The following is a 14,874-nucleotide window of genomic DNA, read 5'->3' on the forward strand; positions in this document are numbered from 1 at the left end:
GATGCGCCAAACGCCAGCACCGCATCATGCGCACGACGAGGCCGCGGCACGCGCCATGGTGAATGCGCTGGTGCGCGACGCCAGCCTGCGCTATCGCCACGCCGGCCACTTTCCCTACCACTTCGCGCGCTTCAAGCTGCGGCGCGATCCGGTGTTCCGCATCGCGCTGGCGGCCGGCCTGATTCCCGACGGCGCCCGCATCCTCGACCTGGGCTGCGGCCAGGGACTGCTGGCGGCGTGGCTGCTGGCCTCGCAGCGGCGCCATGGACCGGCCTGGCCCGCGCACTGGCATCCACCGCCGCGCCCGCGGGCATTGGTCGGCATCGAACTCACCGGAGCGGACGTAGCCCTCGCCCGCGCTGCGCTGGCGGGACCGACGGAGTGGCCCATCGACATCGTCCAGGGCGATATCCGCGCGATGCCCGACGGGGCCGGCGCCTACGACCACGTGGTGATGCTGGACGTGCTGCATTACCTTGACTACGCGGGCCAGGAAGCCGTGCTGCGCCGGGTCCGGTCCAGCCTCGCGCCGCACGGCTCCGTGCTGCTGCGGGTGGGCGATGCCGGGGCGGGGCTTCAGGCCCGCTACAGCCAGGCGGTGGACCGCACGGTGCAATGGTTGCGGGCGCGGCGCGCCACGCCGCTGTATTGCCGCCGCGCCGGCGACTGGCGCACGCTGCTGGCGGGCCACGGCTTCGCGGTGCGGGAAATTCCGCTCCCGGCCGACGCCCATGGTGCCAACGTCCTGATGGTGGCGCAGCGCGCGGCGGGCGCATGAGGGCGGCGGGCCCGCGATACGTCGTTTGCTACAATTTCCCCGCCCCGGACCCGTCCGCCTCAGGATGCCCGGGCCGCCGTCCCCACTGACAATACGCTGTGTCCCCCCTGCTGCTTTCAAGCTTTACCGCCACCAGTTGCCTCGGCCGTGGCCTTGACGCCACCCTGGCCAGCCTGCGCAACCAGGCGGGCGGCCTGGCGCCGTGCCGCTTCGGCACCAGCCGGCTCCAGGCCTATATCGGCGAGGTGGCCGGTGTCGACGACGAAGTGCTGCCGGACGCGTTGGCCAGCTTCGATTGCCGCAACAATCGCCTTGCCAGCCTCGCACTGCGCCAGGACGGCTTCGCCGAGGCCGTCGCGCAGGCCATCGCCCGCCACGGCGCCGGCCGCGTGGCGGTGATGCTCGGCACCAGCACCGGCGGCATTCTCGAAACCGAGCAGGCCTATCGCCGCCGCGACCCAGCGACCGGCGCCCTGCCCGACGACTTCAACTACGCACGCGGCCACAGCCCCTACGGGCTGGCGGACTTCGTGCGTCACTATTTCGGTCTGAAGGGCCCGGCCGCGGTGATCTCGTCGGCCTGCTCCTCCGGCGCCAAGGTGTTCGCCTCGGCACGGCGCATGATGCAAGCCGGGCTTGTCGACGCGGCCATCGTCGGCGGCGTCGACACCCTGTGCCATACCACGCTGTACGGCTTCAATGCGCTGGAGCTGGTGTCGCCGCAGCCGTGCCGCCCCTTCGACGCCGCCCGCAACGGCATCTCCATCGGCGAAGGCGCGGCCTTCGCGCTGCTGGAAAGGATGCCCGCCAGCCCCATTGCGGACGACGCGGTGCTGCTGCGCGGCATCGGCGAGTCGAGCGACGCGCACCATATGTCGACACCGCATCCGCAGGGACTGGGCGCGCGCATGGCGATGCGCCAGGCGCTGGAGGACGCCGGCTTGGAGCCCGGCGATATCGACTACATCAACCTGCACGGCACGGCCACACGGAACAACGATGCCGTCGAGGGCAAGGCCGTGCTCGACATGTTCGGCGCCACGCCGTGCAGCTCGACCAAGGGCGCGACCGGACACACGCTGGGCGCCGCGGGCGCGATCGAAGCGGTGATCTGCGCGCTGGCGCTGCGCGAAGGCCTGCTGCCCGCCGGCATCAATACCACCGTGCCGGACCCGGAGCTGCCGCTGGACTATCTGCTCGCGAACCGCCACCAGCCGGTGCGGTACGCGCTTTCCAATGCCTTCGGTTTCGGCGGCACCAATTGCAGCCTGCTGTTCGGCCGTGCCGACGCGTTGCGCTGAGGGCATCGGGACCATCATGGCACTGCACGCATTCATCGAAGGGGTCGGACTGGTAGGCCCCGGACTGTCCGGCTGGGCGCAGAGCGCCGCCGCGCTGACCGGCGCCGCGCCGTATGTCTCGCGGCCGACCGAGCTGCCGCCGCCGGAGGGCTTGCCGCCCGCCGAGCGCAGGCGCACCGGGCCCGCGGTCAAGCTGGCGCTGGCCACCGGCCGCGAGGCCATCGCGGCCAGCGGGCGCGACGCGGCCACATTGCCCACGGTGTTCAGTGCCTCGGGCGCGGACGGGCACAACTATCACGCGATCTGCGAGGCGCTGGCCAGCGACGATCCGCTGCTCTCGCCCACGCGCTTCCACAACTCGGTGCATAACGCACCCGCCGGCTACTGGGGCATCGCCACCGGCGCGATGACGCCGTCCAACGTGATGTGCGCCCATGACGCCAGCTTTGGTGCCGGCTTGCTCGAGGCACTGTGCCAGGCGGCCACGCAGCGCGGTCCCTGCGTGCTCATCGCCTACGACACCGATTACCCCGATCCGCTGCGCCACAAGCGGCCGATTCCCGATACCTTCGGGCTTGCGCTGGTGCTTTCCCCGGAACAGGGCCCGCACAGTCTGGCGCGGCTGGCGCTGGAGCTGGTGCCCGCGGAGCAGGCGCCGGCCGACCGCATGGCCGATCCTCTGCTCGAAACCCTGCGCGCGGCCGTGCCCGCGGCGCGCGCGCTGCCGCTGCTGCAGGCGCTTGCGGCCGGCGGCGAGCGGCAGGTCGTGCTGGATTATCTGGACGACGTGGCGATGCGCATCGCGCTCGCGCCATGCCGCTGATGCCGCGATGACGACGCAGCCCCCGCTGGGCAGGGACTGGATCGCGGCACGTATTCCGCATGCGGGCTCGATGTGCCTGCTGGACCGGATCGTCGCCTGGGGCCCCGACCATATCCGCTGCGAGGCCGACGGCCACGGGCGGCCCGACCATCCACTGCGGGCCGAGGGACGGCTGGCCGCGGTCTGCGGCATCGAATACGCCGCGCAGGCCATGGCGGCGCACGCCGCCGTGCTCCACGCGGGCGCCGCGCGGCCGCGCATGGGCTATCTGGCCAGCGTGCGCAAGGTAGAGATCCATGTCGCGCGGCTCGACGTCTACCCCGCCCCGCTCGCCATCGAGGCGAGCCGCATCGGCGGCGACGCCGGCAATGTGCTCTACGCTTTCACGGTGCGGGCCGGCGAGCAAGTCCTGCTGGGCGGCCGGGCGGCCGTCATCCTCGACGTGCCGCCGGATCTTCCGTCCGGCGCGAACGACGACAGCGACAACGCTTAAAGCTTCACCGCCGGCAGTATCACGCCGCTCACTTCGCCGAAGCCGACGCGATAGCCGTCGCCCTGGCACCAGCCCGTCATCACCACCTCGTCGCCATCCTCGAGGAACCCGCGCTGCACGCCTCCGACCGTCAGCGGCTGCGCGCCGTTGCGCGTCAGCTCCAGCAGGCTGCCGTAGGAATCCGGCGTGGTGCCGCTGATGGTGCCCGAGCCCATCAGATCGCCCACACGCACGTTGCAACCGGAGATCGTGTGGTGCGCCAGCTGTTGGGCCATGGTCCAGTACATCGCGCGAAAGTTGGTGCGGCTCACGCGTTGGGCCTGCGCGGCGCCGGCCGGTCGCAGCGCGACCTCCAGCTCGATGTCGTAGGCGTTGGGCGCTTGCTGGCGCAGGTACGGCAGCGGCTCCGGCGATTGCGCCGGATTGTCGCGGCGGAACGGCTCCAGCGCCTCCATCGTCACCACCCACGGCGAGATGGAGGTGCCGAACGTCTTGGAGTTGAACGGCCCGAGGGGCACATACTCCCACTGCTGGATATCGCGGGCGCTCCAGTCGTTGAGCAGCACCATGCCGAACATGTGCTCGCTCGCCTGCGCCGTGCCGACCGGCTCGCCGAGCCGCGACTCCTTGCCCACGATAAAGCCCATCTCCAGTTCGTAGTCGAGCTTGCGGCACGGCCCGAATTGCGGGCGTGGCTCGTTGGGTAGCTTGAGCTGGCCGTTGGGCCGATGCAGCGCGGTGCCGCTGACCACCACCGAACTGGCGCGGCCGTTGTAGCCGATGGGAATCTCCAGCCAGTTCGGCAGCAGGGCATTGTCCGGATCGCGGAACATGCGGCCGACGTTGGTCGCGTGCTCGCGCGACGAATAGAAGTCGGTGTAGCCGGGAATGGCCACGGGCAGATGCAGCGTGGCGCTTGCCATCGGCACCAGCGCACGCTGGCGCAGCGCGGCGTTGTCGCGCAGTTCGGCGTTGTCGGCGGCGAGCAGCGCGGTCAGGCGTTGACGGGTTTCCGACCAGACCGGCTTGCCGAGGGCAACGAAGGCATTGAGCGTCCCGCTTGCGAACGTGCCCTTGGCGCGGGCCGGCAGCAGGCCGGCGTCATCCAGCGCCGCCAGGTCGACGATCTGGTCGCCGATAGCCACGCCGGCGCGCGGCCCCTGCCCGTCCGTCGAGAAAATGCCGTAGGGAAGGTTCTGCAAGGGGAAGTGGCAGTCGGCGGCATTGGCCGCTTCGATCCAGCTGGTCTGTCGTTTGTCCATGCGATGTCGTCCTGCTGCGATTGCGTATCGTGGTGTGGGCGCGCTCAGCGCACCTCGGGATTGAAATGCTTGCGGATGCCCTGCCAGCAGCGGTAGTAATCCGCCTGCAGTTCGGCCGACGCCATGGCATACGGGGTCGGCCGAATGACGCCGGGCGTCTCGAACATGAAGGCCATGGTGTCGGCGATGCGATGCGGCACGGTCGTATCGGCGGCGCTGGCCTTGGCAAAAGTCTCCGCGTCGGGACCGTGGCCGCTCATGCAGTTGTGCAGGCTCGCGCCGCCGGGGGAGAAGCCCTCGGCCTTGGCATCGTAGGCGCCCGCGATCAGGCCCATGAACTCGCTGGCGATATTGCGGTGGAACCAGGGCGGGCGGAACGAGTGCTCCATCGCCAGCCAGCGCGGGCCGAAGATCACGAAGTCGATGTTGTCGACGCCCTCGGTGTCCGAGGGACTCTGCAGCACCAGGAAGATCGACGGATCGGGATGGTCGAAGCTGATCGACCCGATGGTGTTGAAGCGCCGCAGATCGTACTTGTACGGCGCGTAGTTCCCATGCCAGGCCACCACGTCCAGCGGCGAATGGTCGATGCGCGCCCGCCACAGATTGCCCTGGAACTTGGCCAGCAGCTCGAAATCGCCCTCGCGGTCCTCGTACCAGGCCACCGGCGTCTGGAAGTCGCGCGGATTGGCCAGGCCGTTGGAGCCGATCACGCCGAGGTCGGGCAGCTTGAACAGCGCCCCGTAGTTTTCGCAGATATAGCCGCGCGCCTCGCCGTCGGGCAGTTCCACGCGAAAGCGCACGCCGCGCGGGATCACCACGATCTCCTGCGGCTCCACCTCGAGCCGGCCCAGCTCCGTCGCCAGCAGCAGGCGGCCCTGCTGCGGCACGATCAGCATCTCGCCGTCGGCGTTGTAGAAGAACCGGTCCGTCATCGACCGGTTGGCCAGATACAGATGGATGCCGCAGCCGGTCATCGCCTCGGGGCCGCCGTTGCCCGCCATCGTGACGATGCCATCGACGAAATCGGTCGGCATCGAGGGCATGGCCGGCGGACTCCAGCGCATCTGGTTGGGCGACGGCGCGACGGCATCGAAGCGGCTCAGCAGGCGCGGCTGCTCGGCCGCGACAAAGGGCTCGTGCACGGCGGCCGGACGAATCCGGTACAGCCACGAGCGGCGGTTGTGCGCGCGCGGCGCCGTGAAGGCGGTGCCGGACAGCTGCTCGGCATAGAGGCCGTAGGCCACGCGCTGCGGCGAATTCTGGCCCTCGGGCAGCGCGCCCGGCAGCGCTTCGGTGGCGAACTCGTTCGCGAAGCCGGTCTGGTAGCGCAGCGCGCTGGCATCGGCCAGCGTCGCGGCGGCGGGGTTCAGTGTGGTCTGGGTCATGAGTGGCGTCGTCCTTTCGGGGATTGACGGACTGGATCGGAAGGCTGCCTCGCCGGCGGGTGCGCGGGCATCATGCGGCGACAGGTGTCACCGGCAGCGCCGCAATCGCGTCGGCGGCCGCACGCTCGGTGCTGGCATCCACCGTCGCGCGGCGCGCAAGCGCCATCGCTTCGCGCAGCACCGCGCCGTTGCCGATATGGTTGGCGAGCAGCAGGATCAGGTGAGCGTTGGCGGACTGGCTCTGCGCATCGGTCAGGTCGCGATGCATGTCGATCAGCGCTTCGTAGACATCGTCGGGGCGATCCAGGTGCGGATCGGTGAGCAATTGCGCCGCCACCGCGGCGTCGGGCGCGACATCGGTCTGCCCTGACGTTGCGGCCGCGGGCAACGGCGCTTCCCTGCACAGCGCGCGGCGCAGCGCGGCTTCGATGCCCGCGGCGTCCACGTCGCGCCACCGCGCGCACACATGCTGGTCCGGGCGCAGCAGGTAGCAGGTGCCGGGTTGCCCGTCGTAGCGGCGCGCGATCAAACCTTCGGTGTCCTCGACCACGACGGCATCGGGCGACAGCGACGTGGGCGCACTGGCGCGCGGCACCACGCACAGCACGCGCAGCGGCACGCCCTGCGTGTCGATGCCGGCCAGCGCGGTCAGCGCCTCTGGCCGCAGGCCGCGCTCGTCGCCGAAGACCATGACGGTGAAGTCGCCGCCGACGTGGCGCAGCAGCCAGCCGTCGCCCGCGGGCGCGTCGGAGCACGGCGCGCCGGGAACCATCGCCCCGGCGAACGGCGCCGCATCCGGCGTATTGAGCGGCGACGCGGTCAGCACCGCCGGCACCGACAGGCGGCCGCTGTTGACCAGTTGCCGCGCAAACCCGTGATGCCGCGCAAGCCGCAGCACGCCGTCGCGGAAGGTGCGGCTCGCCGGCGTCTTGGGCGTGATGAAATCGGTGGAGCGCGAAGAGTTCAGGATGTTCTCGTCCGCGGCCGCCTCGCGCTCGCTGGCATAGGTATCGAGCAACGCCTCGGGCGCGGTGCCGTCGAGTACCAGTCTGAGCTTCCACGCGAGGTTGTCCGCGTCCTGCACGCCGCTGTTCGCGCCACGTGCGCCGAAGGGCGAGACACGATGCGCTGCGTCGCCGGCGAACAGCACGCGGCCATGGCGGAACTTGTCCATGCGCTGGCAGGAGAACGTGTAGACGCTGACCCACTCGAGCGCGAACTCGACGTCGTCGCCGAGCAGGGCCTTGATGCGGGGAATCACGCGCTCCGGCTGCTTCTCCACGTCGGGATCGGCGTCCCAGCCGAGCTGGAAGTCGATGCGCCAGACGTTGTCCGGCTGGCGGTGCAGCAGCACCGACTGATTGCGGTTGAATGGCGGATCGAACCAGAACCACCGCTCGCTCGGAAACGCCGCGGCCATCCTGACGTCGGCAATGAGGAAGCGGTCGCGGAAGGTGCGGCCCTTGCTCTCCAGTCCCATCATGCGCCGCACGGGACTGCGCGCACCGTCCGCCACCACCACATAGCGGGCCCGCATCTCGTAGGGCCCGTCGGGCGTCTCCACCGTCAGCGCCACGTGGTCGGCGCGTGGCGCCAGCGCGCCGACGCGGTGCTTCCAACGCAGCTCGAGCCCGTCGAGCTCGGCCGCGCGCTCGACGAGGAAGCCCTCGAGGTAGTACTGCTGCAGATTGATGAAGGCCGGCCGATGATGTCCGGTCTCGGGCAGCAGGTCGAAGCTGTACACCAGCTCGCGGTCGAAGAAGACCTTGCCCACCTGCCAGCGCACGCCCTTGTCCATCAGCCGCTCGGCGCAGCCCAGGCGGTCGAAGATATCGAGGGTGCGTTTGGCGAAGCAGATCGCGCGCGAGCCGGTGGACAGCGTGCAGTCCTCGTCGAGCAGCACGACGGGCACGCCTTGCTGCGCGAGGTCGATCGCCGTCGCGAGCCCCACGGGGCCAGCCCCGATCACGGCGACGGGATGCACCGCATCGGGCCGCTGCGTCCCGCCCCGCTGTTCCGCGCAAGGCCGGTACTCGAACGTGCGCGTCTGAAAGTCGTTATCCATGGTGTCTCCATCCACCCGCCACGGTCGCTATCGCTGTTCTCTGGCGTCGATGCTGTCTGCCTGCGTCAGTCCTGCAGCGCGGCCCACATGTCCTTGTCGCGCTCCGCGGTCCACACGCGTGGATGCTTGATGCCGCTCGCTTCGTCGTAGGCACGGGCCACATCGAACGGCAGGCAGTGCTCGTAGATGAAGACGTGGCCGAACTTGGCGTCCATCGCCGCGCGGGTATGCGCCATCGCACCCTTCAGGTCCAGCTTCTTCTCGACGGCCTCGCGGCCGCGCTGCAGCAGCGTGGTGACGAAGTCGCGCGTGTAGTCCAGTCCCTTGGCGACCTCTTCCGGCGTGGTCAGGGCGGGACCGCGTCCCGGGACCAGCGCCTGGGGCTCCAGCGCGCGCAGAGCGTCCAGCGTGGCCGGCCATTCCTCGAGCTGCGCGTCGCCGCAATAGCAGGCGGCGTCGTACTCGACCAGATCGCCCGAGAACAGGATTTTCTGCGAGGGGATCCACACCACGGTGTCGCCCTTGGTGTGCCCGGGGCCCAGATGCATGATCCGGACTTCGAGCTTGCCGAGGAACAGCGTCAGCTCGCGCTCGAACACCACGGTGGGCCAGGTCAGCCCCGGCACCGTTTCCACGCCGGCGAACAGGCGCGGGAAGCGTTCGATCTCGGACTTCATGTCCGCCTCGCCGCGCTCCACGATCATCTCGTAGGTGCCGCGGCTGGCGATGATGTTCTGCGCTCCTTCGGCGAAGTACGCCGAGGCGCCAAGCACGCGCACCGCGTGATAGTGCGACAGCACCACGTGCTTGATGGGCTTGTCGGTCACCGAACGGATGCGGGCGATCAGGTCCTGCGCCATCGCGGGGGTCGCCGTGGTATCGACGATCAGCACGCTGTCGTCGCCGATGATGACGCCAGAGTTCGGGTCGCCCTCGGCGGTATAGGCGTAGGCGTTGTCGGACAGCCGGGTGAAGGTGACCTGCTTTTCCTGCAAGTCGGCCCGGGACGCGAAATCCTTGGTCATGGTGTCTCCTCTCTGTGGGGGCGGGCGGCACCGTAGGGAATGCCCCTCGGACGCCTTGAATTACGTTATGCGTAATGGATTTACCAAATCGTAATCACCGACTCAGGACATGTCAAACCCTATTTGGTCGCGCGCGGGCGCCAAAACTCGGCAGCTGGCGATGCCTTGGACTAGCGGGGGTGGAACGGAGGAAAGCGCAGGAACGGCGCGCGGCCCGTTGCGGGCCGCGTGACAGGGACGGAAGACAGGGGCGCACGCCAAAGGCGACGCGCCTGGCGCGCGCCGCGGTGCGGCTCCGTCGATAGGCGCGTCAGTGGGGCGAACAAGCCCCGGCCGGGCGCCGGAGAGCCAATCAGGCCGGCTTCTGGCCCTCGCCGGAGGAGGCGCCGAAGCTGCCGCCCGTCGAGCCCGCGCCGGCAGACGCGCCGGAGGACGCGCTGGAAGCCGAGGACGCGGACGCGCCCGAAGGCGGCTGGCCGGCCATCGAAGCCGCCGTGACGCCGCCGTTGCGACTCGCGATAAAGGCATTGACGTCGCTGGCCAGATGCTGGGGCGCGAGCACGACTTCCAGCCCCAGCGCCTCGCAGGCAGCGAGGAAAGTCGACATGCGCGGATCGGCCTGGCCCGATTCCGCCCGCAGGTACGCTTCGCGGGAAATCCCGGCTTTGCGGGCGACGTCCTCCTGCTTTAGCTTGCGCGCACGGCGCAAGGCCCGCAGTTGCCGGAACGGTTCGCTAGCGCCTCGTGGCACGGCTGTACTGTTCATATCGGTCTCCAGTCACCAGTGAAAATAAAAGTGCGCGGACGTGCATTCGAGTATAGGGCACGCTTTGCGTTCCGTATGTAATCGAGAAAACACTTTTACAGATTTCTTGACCGGCCTCCGGCGCGGGTCCCAGACACCGGCAAGAGCAGGCGAAAGCATTGTCACGGGCCTGTGCTTGGACAATAGCGAAAAGGTCATATCAACGGCAAGTACGCATTGACAAACCGACCGGTCGTGCTAATCTGCACCGCATGCAAAAAGGACAGCTCACTCGTACCGCCATCGTGGAAAAGGCCTTCGACACCGCCTCGAAAGTTGGCTTCGAGCAGTTGTCGCTGGCGGACCTCGCGGCCGATACGAACCTTTCCAAAAGCGGGTTATATGCCCACTTCAAATCGAAGGAGGCATTGCAGTCGCGGTGCTGGAGTTGGCGATCGGGCGCTTCGCCCAGATCGTGGTCCATCCCGCCCTGCGGCAGCCCCGTGGCGCCGCGCGGTTGCGGGCGTTGTTCGAGGGCTATCTGGAGTGGATTGGCGGCACATTGAGCCAGGGCCGGTGCATTTTCATGGCGTTGAGCCAGGAGTACCGCGACAGGCCGGGCGCGATCCGCGAGCTGGTGGTGGCGTCCATGAAGGACTGGCACAGCACCCTGGCGCGGGTGGCCGCGGACGCCATCGAGGACGGGCAGTTCTCTTCCGAAGTAGACCCCCGGCAGATCGCCTTCGAGGTCGTAGGCATTGGGATGTCTTTTCAACAATCGTACAAATTACTTGGACGTGACGACTCGGAGACACTGGCGCGACGGGCATTCGAAGCGCTGTTGATGCGCGCCTGCACACCGCAGGGTACCGCCTGAGATTCCCGGCGGTATTTTTTTAAAAGAAAAATAGCACGACTGGTCGGTCTTGTTCGGATGCCACGGCAACGCATCCTTTTGAGCCGGCCGGATACCAGAGACGAGGATGGAGGTGTGTCGTGGCACAAGCTTATTCGTCATCCCTGCAGAGGCGCCTTCCGCAGCGCACCGTACCGGTGTGGCGCAGTGCGGTAGCGGCCCTGCATCGCCTGCGCTGGCAAGCCGCCTCGGCGCTGGTTCCCGCACTGGCCGCGCGCGCCTTCGAGCGGCAATGGTTCGGACTTCCCGCGGGCCCGCGCGATGCGGCCAGCGAGGCGTGCCTTGCCCAGGCGCGTGCCGACTGGGCACTGGTGACGGGCGCCGGGACGAGCCGCCGGGTGCGCGTCTACCGGTGGGGCCAGCAGGGGCCGACGGTGCTGCTGGCCCACGGCTGGGGAGGCCATGCCGGGCAATGGCATGCCGTGGTGCCGGAACTGTTGGCGGCGGGATATCGCGTGGTGGCGTTCGACGCGTTGTCGCACGGCGCCTCCGATGACGGCGCGCTCGGGCCGGCCCGCAGTTCGCTCGTCGAGATGTCGCGCGCCCTGCTGGCCGCGGCCTGGCATGCGGGCCCCATCCATGCGGTCGTCGCGCACTCGCTTGGGGCCGCCGCCACCGCGCTGGCGCTCCGCGAAGGCCTTCCGTTACAGGCCGTGGTGATGATCGGGCCGCCGGCAGACATGCAGCGCGCGTCGACGTCGCTGGCGTGGCAGCTCGGCATCGGTCCGGGCGTGGTGGCGCGCATGCAGCGCAACAGCGAACGGTGGCTCGGCATGCCCTGGTCCGCGTTCAATGTGCCGGACATCGGCCGGGCGCGCCGGGTGCCGCCCACGCTCGTGGTGCATGACCGGCAGGACAAGGAGGTGCGCTGGGAAGATGGCGCGGCGATCGCCGGCGCGTGGCCAGGGGCGAGGCTGCTCACCACCGAAGGGCTCGGGCATCGGCGCATCCTGCGGGATGCGGAGGTGATACGGCGTACGGTGGCGTTCCTGCGGCAGGCGGGCGCCGAGGCGCCAATGGCGGCGGGTTTGATGGCGGTCTAGCGCTTTCCCGCCAGCCAGCGCCTCGCGAGCGGACCCGGCATGACCGGGATTCTCCCCACTTCTTGATCGCCAGCGGGGGCGCGGCGTCAGCGCGCCGCCAAAACCGGCGCTTGCATTTCTTGGCCGTTAGTTGCGAAATGCGGCGGCAGGCAAGGCTACTCCCGTAGCCTTGCCCGCTCGCCGAGCCACTAACGCTTCACCGATACGCCGCCAGGATCTGCCCGCCGCCATAGCTGGATTGCCCGGCCACCTCCCCGCCCAGCGTCATCCTGATGGCGCAGTACTTGAACTCGGGGATCTTGCCGAACGGATCCAGCGCGGAATTGGTCAGCTTGTTGATGGCCGCCTCGTAGTAGCAGAACGGCACGAAGACCGCTCCGCGCGGCGTGCCATCGTCGGCGCGCGCATACAGCGAGACCTCCCCGCGGCGCGACGTCAGCGTGACCACGTCGCCCGGCTTGCCGCCGAGCACGGCAAGGTCCAGCGGATGCACCAGCGCCACCGGATCGGGCTCGATCGCGTCCAGCACGCCCGCGCGCCGCGTCATGCTTCCGGTATGCCAGTGCTCCAGTTGCCGGCCGGTGATCAGCACCACCGGATAGTCGCTGTCCGGCTTCTCGGCCGCGGGAATGATGTCGGCGGGCACGAAGCGCGCGCGGCCGGAAGCGGTCGGGAAGGCGTCGGTGAAGATGACCGGTTCGCCCGCGTCGCCCTCCTCCCGGCACGGATAGGTCACCGCATGGTCGCGCTCGAGCCGCTCCCACGTAATGCCGCCGATGCTGGGCATGGCGCGGCGCATCTCGTCGAACACGTCGGCCACACTGTCGTAGTGCCAGTCCAGGCCGAGCCGCGCCGCCAGCTGCTGGATGATCCACAGGTCCTGGCGCGCCTCGCCCGGCGGATCGATCGCCTGCCGGCCCAGCTGCACGATGCGATCGGTGTTCGTGAACGTGCCCGTCTTCTCGGGAAAGGCCGACGCCGGCAGCACCACGTCCGCCAGATATGCGGTCTCGGTCAGGAAGATGTCCTGCACCACCAGGTGGTCGAGCGAGGCCAGCGCCTCGCGCGCATGTCCGGCATCGGGATCGGACATCGCGGGGTTCTCGCCCATGATGTACATGCCCCGCACCTCGCCGCGCTCGATGGCCTGCATTACCTCCACCACGGTCAGCCCCGGCTTGCGGTCCAGCGTCGTGCCCCACAACGATTCGAAGCGCTCGATGGCGGCGGGATCGTCCACGCGGCGGTAGTCCGGATACATCATCGGGATCAGCCCCGCATCGGAGGCCCCCTGCACGTTGTTCTGCCCGCGCAGCGGATGCAGGCCCGTGCCGGGCCGGCCGATCTGACCAGTCATCAGCGACAGCGCGATCAGGCAGCGCGCGTTGTCGGTGCCGTGCACGTGCTGCGACACGCCCATGCCCCACAGGATCATCGAGCCCTTCGAGGTCGCGAACAGCCGCGCGACATAGCGCAGCGTTTCCGCGTCGATGCCGCAGATGGGCGCCATCGCCTCGGGGCTGTACGCGGCGACGTTGCGCTTCAGTTCCTCGTAGCCGATGGTGCGGCTGTCGATAAAGCCCTGATCCACCAGCCCTTCTTCCACGATGACATGCATCATGGCGTTGAGCATCGCCACGTCGGTATCCGCCTGGAACTGCAGGAAGCGATGCGCGAAGCGCGCCAGGTCCGAGCGGCGCGGATCCGCCACGATCAGCTTGGTGCCGTTCTTCACCGCGTTCTTGATCCAAGTCGCCGCCACCGGATGGTTGACGGTGGGATTGGCGCCGATCACCAGCACCACCTCCGCCTTGCCCACATCCATCACAGGATTGGACACCGCGCCCGAGCCGATGCCCTCGAGCAGCGCCGCCACCGACGAGGCGTGGCACAGCCGCGTGCAATGGTCCACGTTGTTGCTGCCGAAGCCCGTACGCACGAGCTTCTGGAACAGATAGGCCTCCTCGTTGCTGCCCTTGGCCGAGCCGAAGCCCGCCAGCGCCCGCTTGCCGTGCGTGTCGCGGATCTGGGCGAGCTTGCCGCCCGCCAGCGCCAGCGCCTCCTCCCAAGTGGCCTCGCGGAATACATCCAGCGCGCGCTCGGGGTCCATCACGGCATCGCCGCGCTTGGGCACGCCTTCGCGCCGGATCAGCGGCACGGTCAGCCGGTGGGGATGCTGCGCGTAGTCGAAACCATAGCGGCCCTTCACGCACAGCCGCTTCTGGTTGGCGGGACCGTCCCGGCCCTCGACGTAGCGGATGCGGTTGTCCTTGACGTTGTAGGTCAGCTGGCAGCCGACGCCGCAATACGGACAGACCGAATCCACGCGCTTGTCCGGCACCGACAGCGCCGCGTCGCGCGCCGGCATCAGCGCGCCGGTGGGACATGCCTGCACGCATTCGCCACAGGCCACGCAGGTGGACGCGCCCATCGGGTCGCCCATGTCGAACACGATGGCCGCATGGTCGCCGCGAAACGCAAGCCCGATCACATCGTTGACCTGCTCGTCACGGCAGGCGCGCACACAGCGCGTGCACTGGATGCAGGCGTCCAGGTTCACCGCGATGGCCGGATGCGACAGGTCGGGCGCGACCGCCTCGCGCGGCGCGAAGCGCGGCTTGCCGATGCCGAGCCGGGCGGACCAGCGGTCCAGCTCGTTGTTGCGCGTGTAGTCCGCCTCGGGCATGTCCGACTGCAACAGCTCCAGCACCATGGCCTGCGCCTTGCGCGCGCGGTCCGATGCCGTCTCCACGTTCATGCCTTCCGCGGGATAGCGGCAGCACGACGGAGCCAGCACGCGCTCGCCCTTGATCTCCACCATGCAGGCGCGGCAGTTGCCGGCCGGCTCCAGGCCGTCCTTGTAGCAAAGATGCGGCACGTCGCAGCCTTCGCGCCGCGCCACCGCGAGCAGCGTTTCGCCCGGTGCCGCGACGACCTCGCGGCCGTTCAGGCTGAACGTGATGGTGGCTTCGGACGAGGCCTGGACAAGCGCGCTTTCGGCGCGGGTGAGTGCGTTCATGGGGCGTCTCGTTATG

At 69.0% G+C, this 14,874-nt stretch carries 13 protein-coding genes and 1 pseudogene; 7 read left to right on the forward strand and 7 right to left on the reverse strand.

Annotation, left to right across the window (positions count from 1 at the left end; genetic code table 11):
- Position 1 precedes the first annotated feature (1 nt).
- The 4 genes from LDO27_RS05095 to LDO27_RS05110 all read left to right on the forward strand — a co-directional run bounded on the left by LDO27_RS05095 (position 2) and on the right by LDO27_RS05110 (position 3,395).
- Entirely contained in the window at positions 2–778 is a 777-nt protein-coding gene (locus tag LDO27_RS05095) for a class I SAM-dependent methyltransferase (RefSeq protein ID WP_224040098.1), read from the forward strand.
- 98 nt (positions 779–876) lie between these two features.
- Entirely contained in the window at positions 877–2,079 is a 1,203-nt protein-coding gene (locus LDO27_RS05100; RefSeq protein WP_224040100.1) for a beta-ketoacyl-[acyl-carrier-protein] synthase family protein, read from the forward strand.
- Between the two features lie 16 nt (positions 2,080–2,095).
- A complete protein-coding gene (locus LDO27_RS05105) occupies positions 2,096–2,902 on the forward strand; it encodes a beta-ketoacyl synthase chain length factor (RefSeq protein WP_224040102.1) in 807 nt (268 codons plus the stop codon).
- A 7-nt stretch (positions 2,903–2,909) separates the two neighbouring features.
- Positions 2,910–3,395: a hydroxymyristoyl-ACP dehydratase gene (locus LDO27_RS05110; protein ID WP_224040104.1), complete on the forward strand. Its 486-nt coding sequence runs from the start codon at positions 2,910–2,912 to the stop codon at positions 3,393–3,395.
- Here LDO27_RS05110 and fahA read toward each other — a convergent pair.
- The 6 genes and pseudogenes from fahA to LDO27_RS05140 form a co-directional block, all read right to left on the reverse strand.
- On the reverse strand, positions 3,392–4,657 hold the full coding sequence (fahA, locus tag LDO27_RS05115) for a fumarylacetoacetase (RefSeq protein ID WP_222205001.1): 1,266 nt from the start codon (positions 4,655–4,657) through the stop codon (positions 3,392–3,394). The genes LDO27_RS05110 and fahA overlap by 4 nt on opposite strands.
- Before the next feature lie 44 nt (positions 4,658–4,701).
- Entirely contained in the window at positions 4,702–6,045 is a 1,344-nt protein-coding gene (gene hmgA, locus LDO27_RS05120; protein WP_222204998.1) for a homogentisate 1,2-dioxygenase, read from the reverse strand.
- 70 nt (positions 6,046–6,115) lie between these two features.
- Complete coding sequence (locus LDO27_RS05125; protein WP_224040823.1) at positions 6,116–6,382, reverse strand: DUF2783 domain-containing protein; 267 nt, start codon at positions 6,380–6,382, stop codon at positions 6,116–6,118.
- A 39-nt stretch (positions 6,383–6,421) separates the two neighbouring features.
- A pseudogene (locus LDO27_RS05130) lies at positions 6,422–8,110 on the reverse strand (FAD-dependent oxidoreductase); the annotation flags it as partial.
- 65 nt (positions 8,111–8,175) lie between these two features.
- A complete protein-coding gene (locus tag LDO27_RS05135) occupies positions 8,176–9,135 on the reverse strand; it encodes an MBL fold metallo-hydrolase (RefSeq protein ID WP_222204994.1) in 960 nt (319 codons plus the stop codon).
- Positions 9,136–9,487: 352 nt separating this feature from the next.
- Entirely contained in the window at positions 9,488–9,901 is a 414-nt protein-coding gene (locus LDO27_RS05140) for a helix-turn-helix domain-containing protein (protein WP_224040106.1), read from the reverse strand.
- Positions 9,902–10,152: 251 nt separating this feature from the next.
- Here LDO27_RS05140 and LDO27_RS25620 point away from each other — a divergent pair, with 251 nt between their 5' ends.
- The 3 genes from LDO27_RS25620 (at position 10,153) to LDO27_RS05150 (ending at position 11,839) form a co-directional block, all read left to right on the forward strand.
- Positions 10,153–10,446: a TetR/AcrR family transcriptional regulator gene (locus tag LDO27_RS25620; RefSeq protein WP_322790806.1), complete on the forward strand. Its 294-nt coding sequence runs from the start codon at positions 10,153–10,155 to the stop codon at positions 10,444–10,446.
- On the forward strand, positions 10,329–10,757 hold the full coding sequence (locus tag LDO27_RS05145; RefSeq protein WP_322790810.1) for a TetR family transcriptional regulator C-terminal domain-containing protein: 429 nt from the start codon (positions 10,329–10,331) through the stop codon (positions 10,755–10,757). Before LDO27_RS25620 ends, LDO27_RS05145 begins: the two co-directional genes overlap by 118 nt.
- Positions 10,758–10,876: 119 nt before the next feature.
- Entirely contained in the window at positions 10,877–11,839 is a 963-nt protein-coding gene (locus tag LDO27_RS05150; protein WP_377747238.1) for an alpha/beta fold hydrolase, read from the forward strand.
- Between the two features lie 196 nt (positions 11,840–12,035).
- Here LDO27_RS05150 and fdhF read toward each other — a convergent pair whose 3' ends face one another.
- Entirely contained in the window at positions 12,036–14,858 is a 2,823-nt protein-coding gene (gene fdhF / locus LDO27_RS05155; RefSeq protein ID WP_224040108.1) for a formate dehydrogenase subunit alpha, read from the reverse strand.
- Positions 14,859–14,874 lie beyond the last annotated feature (16 nt).

The sequence above is a fragment of the Cupriavidus respiraculi genome (assembly GCF_914271545.1).
GTDB classification, from domain to species: domain Bacteria; phylum Pseudomonadota; class Gammaproteobacteria; order Burkholderiales; family Burkholderiaceae; genus Cupriavidus; species Cupriavidus respiraculi.

Bases quoted from the DNA above. Each gene is read 5' to 3' on its own strand.
- LDO27_RS05095 (WP_224040098.1), top strand. From the start codon at position 2: ATGCGCCAAACGCCAGCACCGCATCATGCGCACGACGAGGCCGCGGCA.
- LDO27_RS05105 (WP_224040102.1), top strand. From the start codon at position 2,096: ATGGCACTGCACGCATTCATCGAAGGGGTCGGACTGGTAGGCCCCGGA.
- LDO27_RS05110 (WP_224040104.1), top strand. From the start codon at position 2,910: ATGACGACGCAGCCCCCGCTGGGCAGGGACTGGATCGCGGCACGTATT.
- fahA (WP_222205001.1), bottom strand. From the start codon at position 4,657: ATGGACAAACGACAGACCAGCTGGATCGAAGCGGCCAATGCCGCCGAC.
- hmgA (WP_222204998.1), bottom strand. From the start codon at position 6,045: ATGACCCAGACCACACTGAACCCCGCCGCCGCGACGCTGGCCGATGCC.
- LDO27_RS05135 (WP_222204994.1), bottom strand. From the start codon at position 9,135: ATGACCAAGGATTTCGCGTCCCGGGCCGACTTGCAGGAAAAGCAGGTC.
- LDO27_RS05140 (WP_224040106.1), bottom strand. From the start codon at position 9,901: ATGAACAGTACAGCCGTGCCACGAGGCGCTAGCGAACCGTTCCGGCAA.
- LDO27_RS25620 (WP_322790806.1), top strand. From the start codon at position 10,153: ATGCAAAAAGGACAGCTCACTCGTACCGCCATCGTGGAAAAGGCCTTC.
- fdhF (WP_224040108.1), bottom strand. From the start codon at position 14,858: ATGAACGCACTCACCCGCGCCGAAAGCGCGCTTGTCCAGGCCTCGTCC.